The sequence below is a fragment of the Nocardioides sp. SRI_004 genome (assembly GCF_057586415.1).
This window is the reverse complement of sequence record NZ_JBYCZV010000009.1, coordinates 48,101-69,067: the sequence shown is the minus strand read 5'-3', so window position 1 is coordinate 69,067 and position 20,967 is coordinate 48,101. Positions and strand designations below refer to the sequence as shown.

General features: G+C 72.5%; 18 protein-coding genes and 1 riboswitch. Of the genes, 6 read left to right on the top strand and 12 right to left on the bottom strand.

The genetic code is table 11. The features are described 5' to 3' along the window. Positions 1 to 59: 59 nt before the first annotated feature. The 5 genes from AC2YHB_RS13955 to AC2YHB_RS13935 all read right to left on the bottom strand — a co-directional run bounded on the left by AC2YHB_RS13955 (position 60) and on the right by AC2YHB_RS13935 (position 4,927). On the bottom strand, positions 60 to 293 hold the full coding sequence (locus tag AC2YHB_RS13955; RefSeq protein ID WP_308645473.1) for a DUF3017 domain-containing protein: 234 nt from the start codon (positions 291 to 293) through the stop codon (positions 60 to 62). Positions 294 to 391: 98 nt separating this feature from the next. Beyond that, positions 392 to 1,246 carry a bifunctional methylenetetrahydrofolate dehydrogenase/methenyltetrahydrofolate cyclohydrolase gene (locus tag AC2YHB_RS13950; protein ID WP_036551405.1) on the bottom strand — a complete coding sequence of 285 codons (855 nt, stop codon included), beginning with the start codon at positions 1,244 to 1,246 and terminating at the stop codon, positions 392 to 394. Positions 1,247 to 1,259: 13 nt separating this feature from the next. After that, positions 1,260 to 2,849, bottom strand: coding sequence for a bifunctional phosphoribosylaminoimidazolecarboxamide formyltransferase/IMP cyclohydrolase (purH, locus tag AC2YHB_RS13945; protein WP_487354146.1), 1,590 nt, complete (start codon positions 2,847 to 2,849; stop codon positions 1,260 to 1,262). A gap of 31 nt (positions 2,850 to 2,880) precedes the next feature. Continuing rightward, positions 2,881 to 2,956, bottom strand: a riboswitch (ZMP/ZTP riboswitch). Positions 2,957 to 2,968: 12 nt separating this feature from the next. Further along, positions 2,969 to 3,577, bottom strand: a complete 609-nt coding sequence (gene purN / locus AC2YHB_RS13940; protein WP_036551403.1) for a phosphoribosylglycinamide formyltransferase — start codon at positions 3,575 to 3,577, stop codon at positions 2,969 to 2,971. 30 nt (positions 3,578 to 3,607) lie between these two features. After that, positions 3,608 to 4,927, bottom strand: a complete 1,320-nt coding sequence (locus tag AC2YHB_RS13935; protein WP_487354145.1) for a cell division protein PerM — start codon at positions 4,925 to 4,927, stop codon at positions 3,608 to 3,610. Between the two features lie 150 nt (positions 4,928 to 5,077). On the opposite strand from AC2YHB_RS13935, the gene AC2YHB_RS13930 reads away from it, so the two are divergent. The 4 genes from AC2YHB_RS13930 to AC2YHB_RS13915 all read left to right on the top strand — a co-directional run bounded on the left by AC2YHB_RS13930 (position 5,078) and on the right by AC2YHB_RS13915 (position 10,049). After that, positions 5,078 to 7,018: a SigE family RNA polymerase sigma factor gene (locus AC2YHB_RS13930; protein ID WP_179647844.1), complete on the top strand. Its 1,941-nt coding sequence runs from the start codon at positions 5,078 to 5,080 to the stop codon at positions 7,016 to 7,018. Positions 7,019 to 7,118: 100 nt separating this feature from the next. After that, positions 7,119 to 7,628: an RNA polymerase sigma factor gene (locus AC2YHB_RS13925; RefSeq protein ID WP_036551399.1), complete on the top strand. Its 510-nt coding sequence runs from the start codon at positions 7,119 to 7,121 to the stop codon at positions 7,626 to 7,628. Next, on the top strand, positions 7,621 to 9,159 hold the full coding sequence (locus AC2YHB_RS13920) for a hypothetical protein (protein WP_487354144.1): 1,539 nt from the start codon (positions 7,621 to 7,623) through the stop codon (positions 9,157 to 9,159). Before AC2YHB_RS13925 ends, AC2YHB_RS13920 begins: the two co-directional genes overlap by 8 nt. Before the next feature lie 155 nt (positions 9,160 to 9,314). Next, positions 9,315 to 10,049, top strand: a complete 735-nt coding sequence (locus AC2YHB_RS13915; protein ID WP_487354143.1) for a hypothetical protein — start codon at positions 9,315 to 9,317, stop codon at positions 10,047 to 10,049. Positions 10,050 to 10,155: 106 nt separating this feature from the next. On the opposite strand, the gene sucD is transcribed toward AC2YHB_RS13915, so the two are convergent. Both sucD and sucC read right to left on the bottom strand, forming a co-directional pair. Next, complete coding sequence (gene sucD / locus AC2YHB_RS13910) at positions 10,156 to 11,052, bottom strand: succinate--CoA ligase subunit alpha (protein WP_179647847.1); 897 nt, start codon at positions 11,050 to 11,052, stop codon at positions 10,156 to 10,158. Positions 11,053 to 11,069: 17 nt separating this feature from the next. After that, a complete protein-coding gene (sucC, locus tag AC2YHB_RS13905; protein ID WP_036551393.1) occupies positions 11,070 to 12,236 on the bottom strand; it encodes an ADP-forming succinate--CoA ligase subunit beta in 1,167 nt (388 codons plus the stop codon). A gap of 332 nt (positions 12,237 to 12,568) precedes the next feature. Between sucC and AC2YHB_RS13900 the strand changes: the two genes are divergently transcribed. After that, on the top strand, positions 12,569 to 13,645 hold the full coding sequence (locus AC2YHB_RS13900) for a M23 family metallopeptidase (protein WP_487354142.1): 1,077 nt from the start codon (positions 12,569 to 12,571) through the stop codon (positions 13,643 to 13,645). A 79-nt stretch (positions 13,646 to 13,724) separates the two neighbouring features. On the opposite strand, the gene pcrA is transcribed toward AC2YHB_RS13900, so the two are convergent. Beyond that, positions 13,725 to 16,187 (bottom strand): DNA helicase PcrA, encoded by a 2,463-nt coding sequence (gene pcrA, locus AC2YHB_RS13895; RefSeq protein ID WP_487354141.1) that lies wholly within the window; start codon positions 16,185 to 16,187, stop codon positions 13,725 to 13,727. A 310-nt stretch (positions 16,188 to 16,497) separates the two neighbouring features. On the opposite strand from pcrA, the gene AC2YHB_RS13890 reads away from it, so the two are divergent. Continuing rightward, positions 16,498 to 17,550, top strand: coding sequence for a type IV toxin-antitoxin system AbiEi family antitoxin domain-containing protein (locus AC2YHB_RS13890; RefSeq protein WP_179647850.1), 1,053 nt, complete (start codon positions 16,498 to 16,500; stop codon positions 17,548 to 17,550). 176 nt (positions 17,551 to 17,726) lie between these two features. On the opposite strand, the gene AC2YHB_RS13885 is transcribed toward AC2YHB_RS13890, so the two are convergent. The 4 genes from AC2YHB_RS13885 to AC2YHB_RS13870 are packed head-to-tail and all read right to left on the bottom strand — an operon-like array spanning position 17,727 to position 20,960. Further along, entirely contained in the window at positions 17,727 to 18,092 is a 366-nt protein-coding gene (locus AC2YHB_RS13885) for a hypothetical protein (RefSeq protein ID WP_036551391.1), read from the bottom strand. A gap of 42 nt (positions 18,093 to 18,134) precedes the next feature. Next, a complete protein-coding gene (locus AC2YHB_RS13880) occupies positions 18,135 to 19,022 on the bottom strand; it encodes a M15 family metallopeptidase (protein WP_487354140.1) in 888 nt (295 codons plus the stop codon). Beyond that, on the bottom strand, positions 19,019 to 19,678 hold the full coding sequence (locus tag AC2YHB_RS13875) for a LuxR C-terminal-related transcriptional regulator (RefSeq protein ID WP_036551389.1): 660 nt from the start codon (positions 19,676 to 19,678) through the stop codon (positions 19,019 to 19,021). The genes AC2YHB_RS13880 and AC2YHB_RS13875 overlap by 4 nt, the downstream gene beginning before the upstream one ends. Beyond that, positions 19,671 to 20,960, bottom strand: a complete 1,290-nt coding sequence (locus AC2YHB_RS13870) for an ATP-binding protein (RefSeq protein WP_179647851.1) — start codon at positions 20,958 to 20,960, stop codon at positions 19,671 to 19,673. Before AC2YHB_RS13870 ends, AC2YHB_RS13875 begins: the two co-directional genes overlap by 8 nt. Between the last annotated feature and the right edge of the window lie 7 nt (positions 20,961 to 20,967).

Genomic DNA, 20,967 nt, shown 5'->3' with positions numbered 1-20,967 from the left:
CCGCACCAACGACGAAGCCCCGGCCGCGTTGCGGCCGGGGCTTCGTCGTGTCTGCAAGGTCAGACGGGCTGGTCCGGGATGCTCGCGGCGAGCACGAAGAGGGTGACCGCGATGACCACCAGGATGGCCACGTCGAGCGCCCGGTGGCGTACGGCGAGCATGCCGGCGTCGCGGTCGCGGAGCACCAGCCGCAGCACCGCCGCGAAGGCCAGCGCGCCGGCGATCATCCGGACGCCGGTGCGCCAGTCCGAGGCGGCCGCGACGACGACGCCGCCGATCGTCAGCAGCAGCACGACGATGTAGAAGCCCCCGCCGATGGTCGACGGGTACCGGCGTGGCCCCTCTTCCTCGGCGACCTGCGGCTCCTCGTTCAGCGCACTGCCCTTCCCGTTCAGGCCCGGGCCTGCTTCTCGGCCATGGAGACGACGTTGGCGAGCAGCATGGCGCGGGTCATCGGCCCGACGCCACCCGGGTTGGGCGAGACCCACCCAGCGGTCTCCCACACGTCGGCGGCCACGTCGCCGGCGATCTTGCCGTCGACCCGGCTCACGCCCACGTCGAGGACCGCCGCCCCCGGCTTCACCATGTCGCCGGTGATGATGTCCGGGACGCCGGCCGCCGCGACGACGATGTCGGCCTTCCGCACGTGCGCGGCGAGGTCGACAGTGCCGGTGTGGCACAGCGTGACGGTGGCGTTCTCGCTGCGGCGGGTCAGCAGCAGGCCGAGCGGACGGCCCACCGTGATGCCGCGACCGACCACGACCACCTCGGCGCCCGCGATCGGGACGTCGTGGCGGCGCAGCAGCTCGACGATGCCGTACGGCGTGCACGGCAGCGGCGCCTCGTTGCCGAGGACCAGCCAGCCCAGGTTGGTGGGGTGCAGGCCGTCGGCGTCCTTCGCCGGGTCGATCAGGCCCAGGACGCGGTTCTCGTCGCGGCCGCGCGGCAGCGGCAGCTGGACGATGTAGCCGGTGCAGGCGGGATCGGCGTTGAGGCCGGCGACGGCCTCCTCGATCTCCTCCTGCGTGGCGACCTCGGGCAGGTCGACCCGGATCGAGGCGATGCCCACCTCGGCACAGTCCTTGTGCTTGCCGTTGACGTACCACCGCGAGCCGGGGTCGTCGCCGACCAGCACGGTGCCCAGGCCGGGGGTGATCCCCTGCTCGCGCAGCTTGTCGATGCGGACCCGGAGCTCGTCCTTGATGGCCGCCGCAGTGGCGTTGCCGTCGAGCTTCTGTGCAGTCACGTGATCCATCCTGTCAGTGGAAGAAGTGGCGCGTGTTGGTGAAGTACATCGTCACGCCGTCCGCCTTGCACGCTGCGATGGTCTCCTCGTCGCGGACCGAGCCGCCCGGCTGGACGATCGCCTTCACGCCGGCGTCGATCAGGATCTGCGGGCCGTCGGCGAACGGGAAGAACGCGTCGGACGCCGCGACCGAGCCGCGGGCCCGCTCCTGCCCCTCGAGGAGGGTGTTGGCCCGCTCGACGGCGAGCTTGCAGGAGTCGACCCGGTTGACCTGGCCCATGCCGATGCCGACGGCGCCGCCGTCCTTGGCCAGCAGGATGGCGTTCGACTTGGCCGCACGCACCGCGTGCCACGCGAAGGCGAGGTCGGCGAGGGTCTGCTCGTCGGCGGCCTCGCCGGTCGCCAGCGTCCAGCTCGCCGGGTCGTCGCCCTCGGCCTGGAAGCGGTCGACGTGCTGCATCAGCAGGCCGCCGCTGATCGGGCGGGTCTCGACGCCGCCGGCCGCCAGCGGCTCCGCGACGAGGATCCGGATGTTCTTCTTGCCCTGGAGCACCTCGACCGCGCCCTCGTCGTACCCGGGGGCGACGATGACCTCGGTGAAGATCTCCGCGACCTGCTCGGCCATCTGCTTCGAGACCGGGACGTTGGTGGCGATGACGCCACCGAACGCGGAGACCGGGTCGCACTCGTGGGCCCGGCGGTGGGCCTCGGCCACGTCGGCGCCCACGGCGATGCCGCACGGGTTGGCGTGCTTGATGATCGCCACCGTCGGCTGGTCGCCGTGGTCGTACGCCGCCCGGCGGGCCGCGTCGGTGTCGACGTAGTTGTTGTAGGACATCTCCTTGCCGTGCAGCTGCTCGGCGGCCGCGAGACCGCCCGAGCCGTAGCCGGAGCGGTAGAGCGCGGCGGGCTGGTGCGGGTTCTCGCCGTAGCGGAGCACCGCCGACTTGTCCCAGGTCGCGCCGACCCACGCGGGGAAGCCGGTGCCCTCGGAGGAGTCGGTGAGGACGTTGCCCATCCAGGAGGCGACCTGGACGTCGTAGGTCGCGGTGTGGACGAACGCCTTGGCCGCGAGGGCCTTGCGCTCGTCGTACGTGAAGCCCTCACCCTGGGCGGCCTCGAGGGCCTTGGCGTAGTCGGCGCCGTCGGTGACGATCGCGACGGAGGGGTGGTTCTTGGCGGCGGCGCGGACCATCGAGGGACCACCGATGTCGATCTTCTCGATGCAGTCGTCGACGCCCGCGCCGGAGGCCACGGTCGCGGCGAACGGGTAGAGGTTGACCACGACCAGGTCGAAGGGCGCCACGTCGAGCTGCTCGAGCTGGGCGACGTGGTCGGGCAGTCGGCGATCGGCGAGGATGCCGGCGTGGACGCGCGGGTGCAGCGTCTTCACCCGGCCGTCGAGGCACTCGGGGAAGCCGGTGAGGTCCTCGACCTTCGTGACCGGCAGGCCGAGCGACTCGATGAGGGCGGCCGAGCCTCCGGTCGACACGAGCTCGACGCCGGCGGCGGCGAGGCCCTTGACCAGGTCGTCGAGGCCGGTCTTGTCGAAGACGGAAACCAGGGCTCGCTTGATGGCGATCCGGTCGGGCGTGGCGGACATCGAGGGGCTCCTCATCGGTCGGTGGTCTCGATGAGGGCACCCAGGCGATCGATGCCGACTCGTCACTCCCTGGTGGTGGCCCACCTGCGCCAGTCGTGTGACGCAGATTCTACGGCGGCTCAGCCTCCGAGGCGAACCCGCCGGCCGTCGACCGTGAAGCCCTCCCGGGCCATCCGCCCGACCGACTCGACCAGCATCGCCCGCTCCGCGACCTTGATCCGCTCGTGCAGGGTCTCGACCGTGTCGTCGTCCTCCACCGGGACCGCGCTCTGGGCGACGATCGCGCCCGTGTCGACCCCGGCGTCGACCACGAACAGCGTCGCGCCGGTGACCTTGACGCCGTACTCGAGGGCGTCCCGGGGCCCGTGCATGCCCGGGAACGACGGCGAGAGCGCCGGGTGGGTGTTGACCGTCATGCCCCCGAAGCGGGCCAGGAACTTCTCCCCCACCAGCTTCATGAACCCCGCGAGCACGACCAGGTCGGGCTCGAAGGCGGCGACCTTGTCGGTCAGCGCGCGGTCCCAGTACGGGCGGCTGGTGTGGTCGGAGAGCCGGGCGACGAAGGTGGGGACGCCGGCCCGCTCGGCCCTGGCGAGGCCCTCGATGCCGTCGCGGTCGGCGCCGACGGCGACCACCCGGGCGCCGTAGGCGGGATCCGCACTGGCGTCCAGGATGGCCTGGAGGTTGGTGCCCGATCCGGACACGAGGACGACGATGCGGGCGGTCACGGCCCGGAGTCTAGGCCGTGGCGGGCCCGCTCAGCGGCGCGGGAGCCGGTCCCGGACGGCGCTCAGGCGGGTGCGGACCCAGCCGTCACCGTCGCGCTGCCACCAGCAGACCAGCAGGGCCCCGACCACGCCGCCGATCCCGAACGACGTGATCGCGTGGAGGAGCACCTCGAACGTGTACGGACCCACGTGGGCCATCCGGCCGGGGCCCACGGCGCCACCCGCGAGCACGGTGAGCGCGGCCAGGCCGACGCCGGCGAGGATGCCTCCCGCGCAGCCGCGCAGGGCCGCCTGGTCCCAGCCGAGGACCGGCCGGTCGCGCTGGACCCGCCCGGCGACGTACGCCGCCAGCAGGACGGGCGTCACCATCAGCCACTCGGTCCACCACGGCTGGACGCCTTGGTCGGGCAGCGCTGCCAGCAGGGGGAACATCGGGAGCGGGCCGAGCACGACCACGCTCGTGGAGACGGTGGTGCCGGTGCCGACGGTGAAGCCGGGACCGAGCAGGTAGGAGCTCGAGAACAGCACCGCGTTGGGCAGCACCCCGAGCGTGATCAGCAGCATCAGGGTCACCGCGCCCGCGTCGGCGTGCAGCTGGGACACGACGTTGGCGGCGGTGGAGAAGTCGAGCACGAACGCGACGGCGAGCGCCACCAGGCTGATCGCGAACCAGAGCCCGAGGATCCGGCGCGCCACGAGCGCGGCGTCGCGCACGGCCGGCGGGACGACCGGCAGCCAGATCGCGGCGCGACCCGAGCCGAAGGCGATCGCGGCGCCACCGACGCCGCCGCCGATGAGGAGCGACCACAGGACCACGGGAGCCGGGGCCGGGGAGGACGCCGGGGTCGCGGCGACCGCGCAGGCGATGACGCCGACGACGGCGTAGCCGACCGCGAACAGGGCCGCGGCGAGCGGGACGGTCCAGTCGCGGGCCCCGTCGGAGATCCGGTCGGCGTCGGGCCCGTGCCCGGAGATCGACTCGCCGACGCGGTGGCCGACCCGCCAGGTGGCCCACGCACAGGCCAGGGTGAGGCCGAGCGGGATCGCGGTGATCCGGATGCCCTCCACGGCGACCGTCGAGCCGTGCGCGACCAGCCAGCCGTGCGCCCCGACACGCAGGGCGCCGCTCGGGCTGCCGTCGGCGCCCGCGTCGGTCAGGAACCAGCCGACCACCGCCAGCGCCATGCACACGAGCAGCGGGCCGCCGGCCGCGATCGCGCCGCCGAGGGTCGCGGCCGGCACCAGCGGCCGGCTCGTCGCCAGCTCGTGGCGCAGCTCGGCGTCGCTGCGGGCCGTGCCCTTGGCACGTCCGGCGGTACGGCGCAGCGGCGGATCCTGGAGCGACGTCATGGTCCCTCCATCTTCACGCCGTCGCCCGGCAGGGCCGGGCCGCCACGCCGACGGTGCCGGGGTTGAGGGCTGAGAATCCGCTGAGGTGACGGGAGAAACGGCCGGTCTGGTTGGGGTCCGGTCGCCCGGACGTCGTACGGTGGTCCGGCCATGACCGAGCCGCGCGACCGCACGTCCACCCCGGAGCACGGGTACGTCAGCCACGCGGACCTCACCACGGGCTTCGACGCGTTCTACAAGGACGCCCGCGACCGGCTGCTGCTGCAGACGTTCGCGCTCACCGGCGACCTCGCCGTCGCGCGCAGCGCCGTCCGGGAGGCCTTCGTCGTCGCCTGGCACCACTGGCGCAAGACCTCGCGCCTCGACGACCCCGAGATGTCGGTGCGGCCGAACGCCTGGCGCAAGGCGCTGCGCCGCAGCAGCCACCGTCCGTGGCACCGCAAGAAGGACCTCGAGCCCGAGGTGCGCGCGGTGCTCGACGGCCTGGCCACGCTCACCCTCCCGCAGCGCAAGGCGCTGCTGCTGACCCAGCTCGCCGCGGTCTCGATGGAGGAGATGGCGCAGGAGGTCGGCCTGCCGCTCGAGGCCGCCGAGCGCGAGCTCCAGCTCGGCGCCGCCCAGCTCGCGATGCAGCTGGAGATCCCCACGTCGGCGATCCCGCTCTCGCTCAGCTCGCTCTCCACCGTCACCCGCACCGTCACCTGGCCGCGCGTGACCATCATCCGGCGGGCCGGTAGCGCCCGTCGGCGCGCCCACACCGTCGTCGGCGCCACCGCCGCCGTGGTCGCGCTCGTCGCCGGCGGCGCCGTCGCCACCGACGCGACCGGCGCCCGCCCCTCGCTCGACCGGGCTCCCCTGCCGTCCTCCTCCGCCCCGCCGACCGCCGGTGGCCCGGCCGTCAACACGCTGCCCGACACCGCCCTGCTGCCCCTCATCGGCGTGCAGGAGGTCCTCGGTGGCAAGGGTTGGCGCGAGGGTGCGACGTCGGACAACTCGACGGGCAACGGCCGGGTGCTGCCCTGCCAGCCGGAGCGGTACGCCGACCCGCGCGGCACCGCCGCCTGGGTCCGCACGTTCCGGACGACCAGCACGAAGCCGCCACGGACGATGGTCCAGTTCGCCGAGGCCTCGATGTCGGAGAAGCACGCCGTGCGCACCTACCGTCGCGCGCTGAGCTGGTTCACCGGCTGCCCGACGCCCGACGACGACGCGTCGGCCGTGCCTCGGATCCAGCTCGTCAGCACCGCCGACCTGCCCGGCGTCGGCGACCAGGCCTCGCTCATGGTGCTGCGCTCGCGCGCCGACCGGGTCGTGTACGTCGTCGGGCTGGCCCGCAGCGGCCAGTTCACCACGACGACGTCGTTGGCCAGCCGGATCCCCGCCGGCAAGGCCGACCGCAAGAACGTGGCCCGCCTGCTCGCCAGCGCGGTCGACCGGCTCTGCCCGCTCGCCGACGGTGGCGCGTGCGCGGACCCGAAGGTGAAGGTGGCCGACCGGGCGTCGTACCCGGTGGGCAAGGTGCCGTGGATGCTGTCCGAGGTCGACCTGCCGCCCCTCAACGCCGACCAGGGCCCGTGGGTGGGCACTCCCCCGGCGGCGCTCGCCGAGGACCGGATCGACTCGGGCGCGATCGGCTGCGACACGGTGCACCTGTTCGGCTCGTTCCGCGACCAGAAGCTGCAGGGCAACCGGTTCCGCACGTTCGTGCTGAGCGCGGCCGACCTGCCGCCCGAGGTCGGCCTCACCCAGACCGTCGGCGCGCTCCCGGCCAACGCCGCCCGCGCCTTCGTCGACCGCTTCCGCGAGCAGATGCGGGCCTGCCCGCAGTCCGACGCGACGGCGGGCACCGAGGTCGACGAGCTGGCCTCCAGCGGCACGTCCGCCAGCGCGCTCTCGGCCTGGCACCTCAGCACCGCCCTGCCCGGCGACCGCACCGTCGAGTACGACGTGGCCGTGGTCCGCCGCGGCACCTCGATCGCGGTCCTCGCCTACGTCGCCGCGCCCAAGGCCCGCATCGCCGACGACGACTTCGTGGCCCTCGCCTACCGCGCCCTCGACCGGTTGCGCTCGATGGCGGCGTACGGCGGGTAGAGAATTCCTCCGACGGGGTGCAACCGCATCCCCTGGCCGGGCGTATGCCTCCTGAAAGCCCCCGACGAGGGGCTCGAGGACGGTCCGAGAGGAGGTCGGCGTGGAAGCCAGTGAGTTCGACGAGTTCTACACCGCGTCGTTCCGCAGGGTGACCGGGCAGGTCTACGCGATGATCGGTGACTTCGAGGAGGCCACCGAGTGCACGCAGGAGGCGTTCGCCCGCGCCTGGGCGCACCGTCGCAAGCTGGACCGCGCCGAGTACCCGGAGGCGTGGGTGCGCACGACCGCCTACCGCCTCGCCGTGAGCCGCTGGCGCCGCCGCAAGCGCGGTGAGCGCTCCCCCGACCGGGCCCTGCAGGGCGCCGGCTCGGTGGCGGCGGTCGACGAGTCGCACGTGGCGCTCGTGGCGGCGTTGAAGAAGCTCCCCGAGGCCCAGCGCCAGGCGCTGGTCCTCCACCACATCGCCGACCTCCCCGTGCAGCAGGTGGCTGCCGAGGTCGGCGTACCCGAAGGAACCATCAAGGCGCGGCTGAGCCGCGGCCGTGCGGCTCTCGCCGAGCTGCTGGCCGACGAGTCCGGCCTGGCGGGAGGAGGGGTCACCCATGCCTGAGCAGCACGACCCGATCGATGAGCTGGCCCGTTTCGGGGCAGGGTTCGGCTCCGCGACACCTGGAGGCGACATGCCCCTGTCCGCAGCCGACGTACGACGCCGCGGCGACCAGATCCGCCGTCGGCGCACCGCCCTCGTGGCCGGTGGCGCGGCGCTCGCCGTGGCGGCCGTCGCCGTGCCGGTCTTCGCGGTGATCGGCAACGGCGACCCGCGCGGCGACAAGCCGAATGTCACCGACAAGACGCACCCGGCGCTGGCCGAGGCCAACCTGCTCCGCGACGCCGACACCGAGTACGACCGCGAGGGCTACAGCCTGTTCACGACCACGGAGACCTTCGAGGGCGACGGCCAGGCGGTCTACCTGCCGTGCCAGCGGGAGGCGACCAGCGCCCTCGGCGCGAGCGACAGCCTCACCCGCGTCTTCAACCTGGCTCCCGACCCGGAGAAGATGTCGCCCGGCGACACCTTCGACGACCAGACGGACGACGACATGGTCGAGCTGGTCGCCCAGTTCGACTCACCCGACGCGGCGCGGACGGCCTACGACCGCTTCGCCGAGTGGATCGTCGACTGCGAGATCCCCGGCGCGGACACGGTCAGGGTCGGGGCCCAGGGCCGGTCGGTCGACGTCGCCGACGGCGACGCGGTCGTCTACGACATCAACTGGGGGCCGGTGCCGCAGGAGCTCGACCCGACCGGCGACTTCGCCTACATCGGGGAGATCGGGCTCGTCGTGCAGGACGACCGGATCGCGGTGCTCAAGGTGACCGGCATCGGCCAGGACTACAACTGGCTGCCGGAGGACGGCGGCAGCCCGCTGGAGCGGATGCTCCCGAAGGCCGCCGAGCGGCTGGCGCTGGACGGCGCGCCGAACCAGCCGACCGAGACGACGGAGCCGACGGACACCGTGACGGCCGACGACGGCCGGACGACCGGGACCGGCGAGCCCGACCCGGGTCCCGGTGGTCCCGACGCCATCCCTGACGACTTCCCGATCTTCGCCGGCTGGCCGGAGGAGGCCGGGGACGGCGAGGGTCGGATCGGCCCGGAGCGCCCCGGCGAGCCGCTCGCCTCGGAGGCCTGCGGCGAGAAGGCCGCCGACCCCGAGTTCGTCGACCGCCTGCGCGCCGAATACCACAACGCGGAGGACTACCGCAGCCGCGTGGTGACCACCTACGCCAACGCCGACGAGGCAGTCGCCGCCGTCGCGGCGATCCGGCAGGTGTACGCCGACTGCCCCACCGGCGAGGTCCGCGACGACGGCTACACGCCGCACTGGGCCGTGGTCGACACCCAGATCGGCGGCGACTCCTTCGCCGTCCTCGGGTGGGACACCCTCGGCGACCAGCCCACGCCGTACGGCGACACGCTGCTCGTCGTCCGGCTCGGCAGCTCCGTGCTCGTGGTCGCCCACGGCGGAGAGTCGGGTGCACCGAGCGGCGGGGACGACCAGCGGGCCGTCGACCAGATCGTCCAGGAGTCGGCGCCGGTCGTCGACGCGATGTGCACCTGGACGGCCGCCGGCTGCTGACCGGGCCGTCCTGGCCACGACGGGCCGCCACCGAGCAACGGTGGCGGCCCGTCCGCGTTCCCGCTCAAGAAAGTCCGCGCAGCGTTGCAACCGACCGCCCGGTTGCAGCGTCTCCACTTCCGAATCAACGAACCGATCACCTGAAGGAGACCGCCATGCAGCAGCACCGGCTCACCCTCGCCGTGGCCGCCGTCGCGGCCGCCACCCTGCTCGGCGCCTGTGGCACCGACCCCTCGACCGACCGCTCCGCCGACGACGGCGCGGGCACCACCCCGACCGGGACGTCGTCGACCACGCCGGCCACGAGCCTGACCACCGCCAACCTGCTGACCGACGACGACACGGTCTACAGCGACGGCGCCGACTGGTTCCGCACCGACGCCGCCGAGGGCGACGGCCAGTCCGTCTTCAACCCGTGCGCCCGGGAGAGTCTGCAGGGCACCGGCGCCACCAGCGTCGTGCGGGCCGACTTCGAGCTGCGCAACAGCGCGGCCGACGCCCCCGACACGGCCGGCGACCACCTGATCCAGGTCGTCGGCGAGTACGACGACGAGGCGGCCGCCACGAAGGCATGGAGCACGGTCAACGGCTGGCTCGAGGAGTGCAGCACGCTGCCCGACGACCTGCCCGACTACCGCGCGCTCCAGACCCGCAAGGTCGACGTCGACGGCGCCGACGCGGTGATCACGGACTCGCACTTCGGACCGGTCCCGAAGGAGGCCGACCCGACCGGCGACGCCGCCTACATCATGGAGACCGGCGTCCTGCGCCAGGGCAACCGCGTCGTCGTACTGACCTCGGTGATCATCGGCCAGGACTACGACTTCCTCGACGAGGACGGCGGTACGCCGGTCAACCGGATGCTCCCGAAGGCGGCCGCCCGGCTGTGACCCGGCCCTGGCCCCGGGGACGACGAAGGCCCGCCACCTGTGGGGGTGGCGGGCCTTCGTGCGACCGGTGGTCGAGGAGGTCGCGCAGCGACCGTCTCGAGACCCGTCAGAGCGACTGCAGGATCTCCCGCGCGAGCGCCGCGGTCGCGGACGGCGTCTTGCCGACCTTGACGCCGACGGCCTCGAGGGCCTCCTGCTTGGCGGCCGCGGTGCCGGCGGAGCCCGAGACGATGGCGCCGGCGTGGCCCATCGTCTTGCCCTCCGGGGCGGTGAAGCCCGCGACGTAGCCGACGACCGGCTTGGTGATGTTCTCCTTGATGTACGCCGCGGCACGCTCCTCGGCGTCGCCACCGATCTCACCGATCATCACGATGAGCTTGGTCTCCGGGTCGTCCTCGAAGGCCTGGAGGGCGTCGATGTGCGTGGTGCCGACGATCGGGTCGCCGCCGATGCCGATGGCGGTCGAGAAGCCGAAGTCACGCAGCTCGTACATCATCTGGTAGGTCAGCGTGCCCGACTTCGAGACGAGACCGACCGGGCCCTTGCCGGCGATGGTGTGCGGCGTGATGCCGGCGAGCGACTCGCCCGGCGTGATGATGCCGGGGCAGTTCGGGCCGATCATCCGGGTGGACTTGCCCTGCAGGTAGGACCACACCTCGGCGGTGTCCTGGACCGGCACGCCCTCGGTGATCACGACGATCAGCGGCATCTCGGCGTCGATCGCCTCGATCGCGGCGTCCTTCGTGAAGGCCGGCGGGACGAAGAGGACCGACACGTTGGCGCCGGTCTCCTTCATGGCCTCGGCGACCGTGCCGAAGACGGGGAGCTCGACGTCGTTGCCGTCGTGGTCCTTGTGGGTCACGGTGGTGCCGGCCTTGCGGGAGTTCACACCGCCGACGATCGTGGCGCCCGAGTCGAGCATGAGGGCGGTGTGCTTGGCACCCATGCCGCCCGTGATGCCCTGGACGATGATCTTGCTGTCCTTGTTGAGGTAGATGCTCATCTTCTCTGCTCTCTATCTCAGGCGTTCGCCAGCTCGGCGGCCTTGTCGGCCGCGCCGTCCATGGTGTCGACCTGGGTGACGAGCGGGTGGTTCAGCTCGTTCAGGATCGCGCGACCGGCCTCGACGGCGTTGCCGTCCAGGCGCACGACGAGCGGCTTGGTGGCCTTGTCACCGAGGAGCTCGAGGGCGCCCTTGATGCCGTTGGCGACCTCGTCGCACGCGGTGATGCCACCGAAGACGTTCACGAAGACCGACTTGACCTGCTCGTCGTTGAGGATGACGTCGAGGCCGTTGGCCATCACCTGGGCGTTGGCGCCACCGCCGATGTCCAGGAAGTTGGCCGGCTTCACGCCGCCGTGGTTCTCGCCGGCGTACGCGACGACGTCGAGGGTGCTCATGACCAGGCCCGCGCCGTTGCCGATGATGCCGACCTGGCCGTCGAGCTTGACGTAGTTGAGGCCGAGGTCCTTGGCCTTCGCCTCGAGCGGGTCGGCCTCCTCGCGGATCTCGAACTGCTCGTGGTCGGGGTGCCGGACCTCGGAGGCGTTGTCGTCGAGCGACACCTTGCCGTCGAGGGCCTCGAGCTTGTCGCCGGCGAGCCGCGCGAGCGGGTTCACCTCGACGAGGGTGGCGTCCTCCTCGACGAAGACCTTGTAGAGGTCCTCGATCATCTTCACGGCCTGCTCGAACACCGGCTCCGGGAAGCCCGCCTCGGTCGCGATCTCGCGCGCCTTGGCCGCGTCGACGCCCTTGCCCGGGTCGATCGCGATCTGCTTGACGGCGTCGGGGTTGGTCTTCGCGACCTCCTCGATCTCGACACCACCCTCGACGGACGCGATGCAGAGGTACTGGCGGTTCGACCGGTCCAGCAGGAAGGAGAAGTAGTACTCCTCCTCCGGCGGGGTCGCCGGGGTGACGAGGACCCGGTTGACCGGGAGGTCCTTGATCGTCAGGTTCAGGATGTCCGTGGCGTACTGGAAGGCCTCGTCAGGGGTCTTCGCGATCTTGACGCCACCCGCCTTGCCGCGGCCGCCGGCCTTGACCTGCGCCTTGATGACGGTGACGCCGCCGATCTGCTCGGCAGCGGCCTTGGCCTCCTCAGCGGTCTCGACGACCACTCCGAGGGTGGTGGCCACTCCGTGCTTCGCGAAGAGCTCCTTCGCTTGGTACTCCATCAGGTCCACTGATACGTCCTCACATCTGGGTCAGAGGTTCGGTGCGCACACCTGCCGCACCCCCCGGGCACACTAGTCCTGACCCACGAGTAGGACGAGTCCGGGAGCCACGACGTGACACGGCTCACGGCAACGCCCTCCCGGTCGCACCGCCTCACAGCCCTCCACAGGGGCGGACGCCCGATTTCGAGGGCGTCGGGGTATCGGATATGGTCGGCACGCATGTTTCACCCGGCTGTCACCCGACAGCCACTTCGTGTCGGAGCCACTCGGGCGCCTCGGACGAGAAGGTGCGGGTCGAAACCGGCCTGCACGATCGTCCCCCAAGGAGTCAGCAGTCGATGGGTAGCCACCGAGCGGATCACCGCGCGCCGCAGCCCTCCTCTGCCTCCGGGTACGTCGGCAAGCGAGTCGCCCAGCGGGCGGTCAGCGAGGCCCCCTCGACGTACGTCGGCAAGCGCGTCGCCCGCCCGGTCGACACCCCTGCGCCGGTGGCCCCGGTCGAGGCCGCCGCTCCGGTGGCACCCGCCGCGCCGGTCCTCATCCGCGGCCTGGAGCGCACCCCGACGGTCGAGCTCCCCGCGCTGCGCGACATCCCGCTGCTCGACCCGCTGACCGACTCCTCGACGCAGCTGCGCGCGGTCGGCTCGGTCGGCAAGCGCCGCGCCACCCGCCATTCGGGCCCCCGCGGTCCCCTCTTCAAGGGACTGCCCACCCTCCCCGTCGCCGTCGGCGTCGCGACCCTCGCGGTCGCGGTCGGCGGCGCTGTCGCTTCCGCGGACCCCCAGCTCGCCTCCGGCGGCGACCGGGTCGCCGCCGCCAACGCGATGACCGGCTCCTTCGGCAACGGCTCGGTCACCGAGCGGGTCGACACGGTCAGCCGCGACTCCGACCGCGACGCGCTCTCCCAGGCCAACCCCGGCGATCTCGAGGAGACGGTCGAACTGTCGGTCAAGCAGCGCGACACCGCGCTCGACGACCTCGCGAAGGCCGCCGAGAAGGAAGCCGCCGAGATCGCCCTCAACAAGTGGGGCCTTCCGCTCAAGAGCTACCGCCTGACCGCCACCTTCGGCGAGTACGGCCTCTGGTCGAGCTACCACACCGGCCTCGACTTCGCGGCCCCCAGCGGCACCCCGATCTACGCGGTGACCAACGGCACGGTCACCTCCGCCAGCTTCGACGGCGCCTACGGCAACAAGACCGTGCTCACCCTTGAGGACGGCACCGAGCTGTGGTTCTGCCACCAGACCGCCTTCAACGTCTCCGTCGGTGACACCGTCCGCACCGGCCAGCTCATCGGGTACGTCGGCAGCACGGGCCACGTCACCGGCCCGCACCTCCACCTCGAGGTCCGCCCCGGTGGCGGCGACCCGGTGGACCCCGACGCCGCCCTCCGCCAGCACGGCGTGACGCCCTGACGCGAGCGCGTCCTCGCTCCGTCGGGGGCAGCTCCTGGTCAGGGGCGTCGTCGCACCGCCCGGCGTGAGCCGCCGTCCGCTAGAGCTTCTCCACCGGCGCGTAGCGCAGCAGCAGGCGCTTCACCCCGTCGGAGCCGAAGTCGATCGACGCGACGGACCTGTCGCCCTGGCCCTCCACGGACACGACCGTGCCGAGGCCGAACGAGTCGTGGGTGACCTTGTCGCCGGGGGCCAGCACGGGGATCGCGCGTGACGGCTTGGACTTCGCGGCGGCGTCGGCGCGCGCGGCGGCCGAGCTGAAGTTGCGGCGGCCGGCCGCGGTGGGGGCGCCCATCCCGCCACCGCCGCTGCCGTACGACGACCCGCCGCCGTCGTACCGGCCGGCGTTGCCGTAGGCGGGGCGGGACCAGCGGGTCTGGTCGGCCTCGGTGCGGCGCCAGTCGACGAGGTCGATCGGCAGCTCGCCGAGGAAGCGGGAGCCCGGGTTCATGGCGGGGGCGCCCCACGCGGAGCGGACCATCGCCCGGGAGACGTAGAGGCGCTGGCGGGCGCGGGTGATGCCGACGTAGGCGAGCCGGCGCTCCTCCTCGAGCTCGGGCTTGTCGCCGAGCGCGCGGGAGTGCGGGAAGACGCCGTCCTCCATGCCGGTGAGGAAGACGACCGGGAACTCGAGGCCCTTCGCGGTGTGCAGGGTCATCAGGGTGACCACGCCGGTGTCCTCGGGGGCGTCGGGGTCATCCGGGTCGGGGGCGTCGGGGATCGAGTCGGCGTCGGCGACGAGCGCGACCCGCTCGAGGAAGTCGCCGAGACCGGGCTCGACGGTGCCGGCGTCCACGTCGGCGGGGTCGGCCGACGGACCGGCGACCGGGTCCTCGGCGAACTCCCGCGCCACGGCGACGAGCTCGGCGAGGTTCTCGATGCGGGTGGCGTCCTGCGGGTCGTCGGAGTCCTCGAGGCTGGCGAGGTAGCCGGAGCGGTCGAGCACGGTCTCGAGGATCACGTCGGGCCGCTCCCCCGCCGCGACCATCTGCTGCAGGTCCTGGACCATCGCGACGAACGCCTCGATGTTGGTCTGGCTGCGGGTGGCCAGGCCCGGCGCCTCGCCGGCGCGCTGGAGCGCCTCCCAGAAGGTGATCCGCTCGCGGTCGGCGAACGTCGTGATCGCGAGGACGGCGCGGTCGCCGATCCCCCGCTTGGGGGTGTTGAGGATGCGGCGCAGCGAGACCTGGTCGTCGGGGTTGACCAGCATCCGCAGGTAGGCGAGCGCGTCACGCACCTCGCGCCGCTCGTAGAAGCGCACGCCGCCGACGACCTTGTAGGGCATGCCGGTGCGGATGAAGATCTCCTCGAACACCCGCGACTGCGCATTGGTCCGGTAGAACACCGCCACGTCGGACGGCTTCAACCCGCCCGCGTCGGTCAGCTTGTCGATCTCGCCGGAGACGAAGCGGGCCTCGTCGTGCTCGTCGTCGGCGACGTACCCGACGATCTTCTCGCCGTCGCCGGCGTCGGACCACAGGCGCTTCGGCTTGCGGCTGTCGTTGCGCTCGATGACCGCGTTGGCGGCGGTGAGGATGGTCTGGGTGGAGCGGTAGTTCTGCTCGAGCATGACCGTCCGCGCGTCGGGGAAGTCCTGCTCGAAGTCCATGATGTTGCGGATGTCGGCGCCCCGGAAGGCGTAGATCGACTGGTCCGCGTCACCGACGACCATCAGCTCGGCCGGCGGCACCCGGTCGGCGGGTCGCCCGTCGAGGGTGGTCGGGTCGTGCTCCTCGAGGTCCTGCCCGCAGAGCTGGTGGATGAGCGCATACTGCGCGTGGTTGGTGTCCTGGTACTCGTCGACCAGGATGTGCCGGAACCGCCGCCGGTAGGTCTCGCGGATCTCCGGCTTGAGCTGGAAGAGCCGGACCGTCTCCATGATCAGGTCGTCGAAGTCGAACGCGTTGGCCTCGCGCAACCGCCGCTGGTAGGCCTTGTACGCCGCAGCGTAGGTCTCGTCGATGCTGTTGCGGGCCTCCGCGGCGACCTCGTCGGGGTCGCGCAGCTCGTTCTTGTGGTTGCTGATCCAGTGCAGCACCGGACCGGGCTGGAACTTGCGCGGGTCGAGCTCGAGGTCGTTGCAGACCAGCGTGATCAGCCGCTTCTGGTCCTGGGCGTCGTAGATCGAGAAGTTCGACTTCACCCGCTCGTAGCCGAGGTGCTCGACCTCCTTGCGCAGGATCCGCACGCACGCCGAGTGGAAGGTGCTGACCCACATGACCCGGGCGCGGTTGCCGACCAGCTCGCTGACCCGCTCCTTCATCTCGGCCGCGGCCTTGTTCGTGAAGGTGATGGCCAGGATCGAGCCGGGGTGGGCCTTGCGCACCGCGATCAGCCACGCGATCCGCCGGGTCAGCACCCGCGTCTTCCCGGACCCCGCCCCGGCGACCACGAGGAGGGGCGTGCCCTCGTGCTTCACCGCCTCCTGCTGGGGGCCGTTGAGACCCTCCAGGAGCGCTTCTGCGGTGAGGGCCGGGGGCGTGGTGCTGTGTGCGTCGATCATGCTCCGACCAGCCTACGGCGCCGTACCGACGGTGGTGGTGCCGGGACGGAACGCTCGCCCGGGGTGGTCGCCGCTGTAACACGCTGTTCGCCCGTCTACCTGCCGGGATTCAGGGACGACACGCCGCAGAACGGTCGGATCGGCCCTGAAAACCGCCGACCAGTTGAGCGACCAGCGTGTTACATGAGGACGGCCGCCCCGCCCCGGATTCATCCACCCGCCCTCCACAGGCACTCCGTGCGCGTGGGATATCCACCGGCCGACGGCGCGAGGGGTGGCCCAGCCGGAGCGGGCGGGGACGCTCGCTCCCATGAATGCTCGTGTGGCTGCGCTGATGAGCGCCCAGTGGGGCCTGGTCACGCGCCGGCAGGCGCTCGAGGCCGGCATGACCGGCGCACGCATCGACCACCTCCTGCGCACCCACCGGTGGGAGGCGCTGCGAACGGGCGTGTACGCCGAGACCGCCTTCACTGCCCTGCTGTCCACCGCGCTCCAGCGGAAGGTCCTGGCGGACCGGGCGGCGAGTCTTCGGATCGCGGCCGCGCACGTGATGAGCCACCACTCCGCGGCCGACCTGTTGCGCATGCCACTGCTGAACGAGCGGACGCCGAACACGCACGTCACGCGGCCGGGCATCGTCGGGTCGCACCTCCGACACGGGGTCAAGCACCACCTGGCGCCCTACGCGCCGCACCAGGTGGTGACGGTCGAGGGCGTGCAGGTGCTGGACCGGGCACGTACGGCGCTCGACGTCGCGCGGGAGGAGGGCTACCTCGCCGGACTCGTTGCCGCCGACGCCGCGATGCGCGCTGGAACGAGCAGGCACGAGCTCTCGGCAGCAGCCGCCGCGATGCGTTGCTGGCCCCACGTGAACGTCGTCCGCGACGTGATCGCGTCAGCCTCGGCGTTGACCGACTCGATCGCCGAGACCCTCGGGCGCGACCTCGTCACCGAGCTGGGCTACGGCGTTCCCCAGCCACAGTTCGGGCTGACGGCCGACGGGCGGACCGTCTGGTGTGACCTGCGGCTCGGACGCCACTTCTTCGAGATCGACAGCCGCCTGAAGCTGCGACCGCTCGCGGCGGGCGGGCTGTCGGTGAGGGCGCCCGAGGAGACCTTGTGGGACGAGAAGCTGCGGCAGGACTTCGTCACCGGCTTCAAGACCGGCGTGTCGCGCCTGACCTGGGACGACTTCTTCGGACGACGGCGCCGGGCGGCCCTGGACCGGTGCCGCCGCGAGTTCCTCGATACCTGCGCCAGGTTCGGCACCGACATCTCCGACCTGGCGCAGTTCCGGCCACGGAGCCCCAAGCCCCCGGTCGCCGTACCAGCCGGACCGCTGCTACCCGCGTGGCTCCCGTAGCGCCCGCCGAGCAGACCCAGCGTGATGTAACACGTGGTTCGCGCAACATGGCGCCACTTCTCAGGGACGACACGCCGCAGAACTGTCGGTTGGGCCCTGAAAGGCGCCCCCCAGTTGAGCGGACGGCGTGTTACAGCGGGGGGCGCCCCACCGACACCAGGACGCCGGCCGCGACCTCAGGACACGCTGTGTGCGGACGACCAGAGCACCGCGACGCAGACCTCGGCGATCGACAGCACGAGCAGCCCGGCCCACAGGCCGTTCGGGATCTTCTCCTTGCGGAGGTTGGCCATGACGAGCACCAGCAGGACCAGGCCGATCACCAGCTTGACCGCGACCTTCGCGTGGTTGACCTCGACGCCGTCCATGCCCTCGAGGACCCCGACCAGCAGGAGCCCGGCGAGGAAGGCGGTGCCGACGCCGTCGCGCATCACGCCGGTGACCTTCTTGTCGCCCGGACCGACCTGCGCCAGCAGACCGCCGATCAGGGCCGAGAAGCCGAGGATGTGGGCGATGAGCAGGATGAGGCGCACGGTCTCCATGGGGCGCACTCTATGCAATCGCCGCCGCGCACGGGCAGCGGGTCAGCGGCCCGTCGCGGTGAAGTGCTGGTAGTCCTTCAGCGAGCTCCACGATCCGCCCCACGACCACCCGATCCGGGCGAACTCGCGCACGACCAGGTCGCCGGCGTGGATGACGCCGGGTTGGGTCCGGCTGCGGTCGAGGTACGCCGACGCGCGCTCCGGGAGCACGAGGTCGCCCTTGCTGTAGGGGTTCAGGAACGGGTTGACGTCGATCGCCAGGCCGTAGGCGTGGGCCGACCACGTCGTCGTTCCCCGCGAGGCCCGGCAGACCAGGCCCGCGGTGTCGTTGCCGTCGCCGGTGGGTGGGGCGTCGAGGTCGGCGGTCGTCGGCAGCCGCATCTCCTCGATCGGGTACGACGCCGCGAAGAGCGCCCGGAACACCGACACCACGTCCTCGGCCCGGTCGACGGCCACGACGAGCTCGCCGGTGTGCGCGGCGCCGTCGAAGCCCCGGAACGAGACGTTGAGGTAGGCCAGGTCGGCCAGCGCGACCGGGCAGACCGGTGACCACGTCTCCCCCATCCGCTCCCGGATCGCCGGCGTCACCGGGCCGATGGTCGAGTGGAAGCGCCCGTCGGCCGGCGGCGGGAGCAGGTCGGTCGTCGGGTAGCGCCGCACCCGCAGCGCCTTCGGCGTCGGCAGGATCTCGCCGAAGCCGTCAGCCGTGCGGGGCAGGACGTGGACGCCCAGCTCCCAGTCCGAGTACGACGGCCCGGGGGTCGGCGGAGTCTCCGACGAGGGAGCGGCGGTCGTCGTACCCGGGCTCGACGGGGAGCTCGACGGGGAGCTCGACGGGGAGCTCGACGGGGAGCTCGACGGCTGCGGGCTGCCCGAGCACCCCGCGCCCAGCGCCGCGACGACCACCAGCGTCGCGGCGAGCGACCTCACAGCAGCCGCCGGTCCGAGGCCCAGCGGGTGAGCTCGTGGCGTGAGGAGAGCTGGAGCTTCCGCAGCACCGACGACATGTGGGTCTCGACCGTCTTGATCGAGATGAAGAGCTCCTTGGCGACCTCCTTGTAGGAGTAGCCGCGCGCGATCAGGCGCATCACCTCGCGCTCGCGCTCGGTGAGCCGGTCGAGGTCCTCGTCGACGCTCGCGAGGTCGGCGGAGAGGCCGGCTCCGGCGAAGGCATCGAGCACGAAGCCCGCGAGTCGCGGCGAGAAGACCGCGTCGCCGTCGGCCACGCGACCGATGGCGTCGACCAGCTCAGGGCCGGTGATCGTCTTGGTGACATAGCCGCGGGCGCCGCCGCGGATGGTGCCGATGACGTCCTCGGCGGCGTCCGACACCGAGAGCGCGAGGAAGCGCACGTCGGGGTCGTTGACCCGGCGGATCACCTCGACGCCGCCGCCGCCGGGCAGGTGCACGTCGAGGAGTACGACGGCCGGCCGGTGCGTCGTGACCGCGGCCACCGCCTCGTCGACGTCGGCGGCCTCGGCCACGACCTCGACGCGACCCGCGCCCGTGGCGCCCAGCTCGGCGCTGACGCCGCGACGGAACATGGCGTGGTCGTCGACGACGACCACGCGCACCGGCTCACTCATCGGTCTCCTTCTGCTGGTGGTCCAGGTGGAGCCGGACCTCCGTGCCCTCGCCCGGCGCCGAGCGGATCTCCGCCCGGCCGCCGTGCCGCTCCATGCGGTCGATGATGCTGCGTCGTACTCCCAGCCGGTCCTCCGGGGTCGCGGCCGGGTCGAAGCCGGCGCCGCGGTCGCGGACGAACACGTCGATGCCGGTCGCGGTGATCTCGGCGTAGACGTCGACGCGCGGGACGCCGGCGTGCTTGGCCGCGTTGGTGGTCGCCTCGCGCGCGGCCATCACGATCGGGCGGGTGTGCTCGTCGTGGTCGCAGTCGCCGACCGCCACCACGTCGACGGTGATGCCGTAGGCGTCCTCGATCTCGGCGGCGGCCGCACGCAGGGCGCTGGCCACGGTCGCCTCGTCGAGCGACTCGCCGGCGTAGAGCCAGGCCCGGAGGTCGCGCTCCTGGGCGCGGGCGAGCCGGGTGGCGTCGGCGGGGTTCTTCTGGATGAGGGCGAGGGTCTGCAGCACCGAGTCGTGGAGGTGGGCGGCGACGTCGGCGCGCTCCTGCGTGCGCACCCGCTCCTCGCGCTCGGCGCTGAGCTCGGTCACCAGGCGGTAGACGAAGGGCGCGACGACGATGGAGATGCCGCCTACGCCGAGGACGATGGCCAGGGTGGCGTCGCGCGCGACGGTCAGGGAGCCGTCGCGCAGCACGAGCCAGAGCACGGCGACGCCGACCAGGCCGATGCCGGCGGCCAGCCGGCCCCAGGCCGCCCAGCCGCCCCCGCCGAGGACCACCCGGACCGGGTCGACCTTGCCGGTGGCGTCGAGCCAGCGCTCCCGCTGGGCCTCGTCGGCCTGGCGCCACAGCAGGGCCACGCCGGCCACCGCGATCGCCAGCGGCCAGACCCACCAGCCGGTGCCGAGGAGCGCGCCGGTCGCGAAGACCACGCCGACGCCGAGCGCCGCGAGGGTGATGACCGGTCCGATGTCGGAGAGCCGGCGCGCCCGGCCGGGGCGGCGGCCGTCGCGGGACGCGCTCTCCAGGCCGGGGGCGAGCACCGACGGCGGGGGCCCGGCCGGCAGCATCGCCCAGAGGGCGGCGTACGCGAGGACGCCCATGCCGCTCACGAAGGTCGCGACGACGAAGGCCACCCGCACCCAGAGCACCGGGACCGCGAGGTGCGCGGCCAGGCCGGACGCGACGCCGCCGAGGACCGGCTCGCGCAGGTCGCGCCAGGCGCGCCGGGGCTCCCGGGCCGCGGGGGCAGCCGGGGGCAGGGTGGTCGCAGAGCTCGTCATGGTGCCT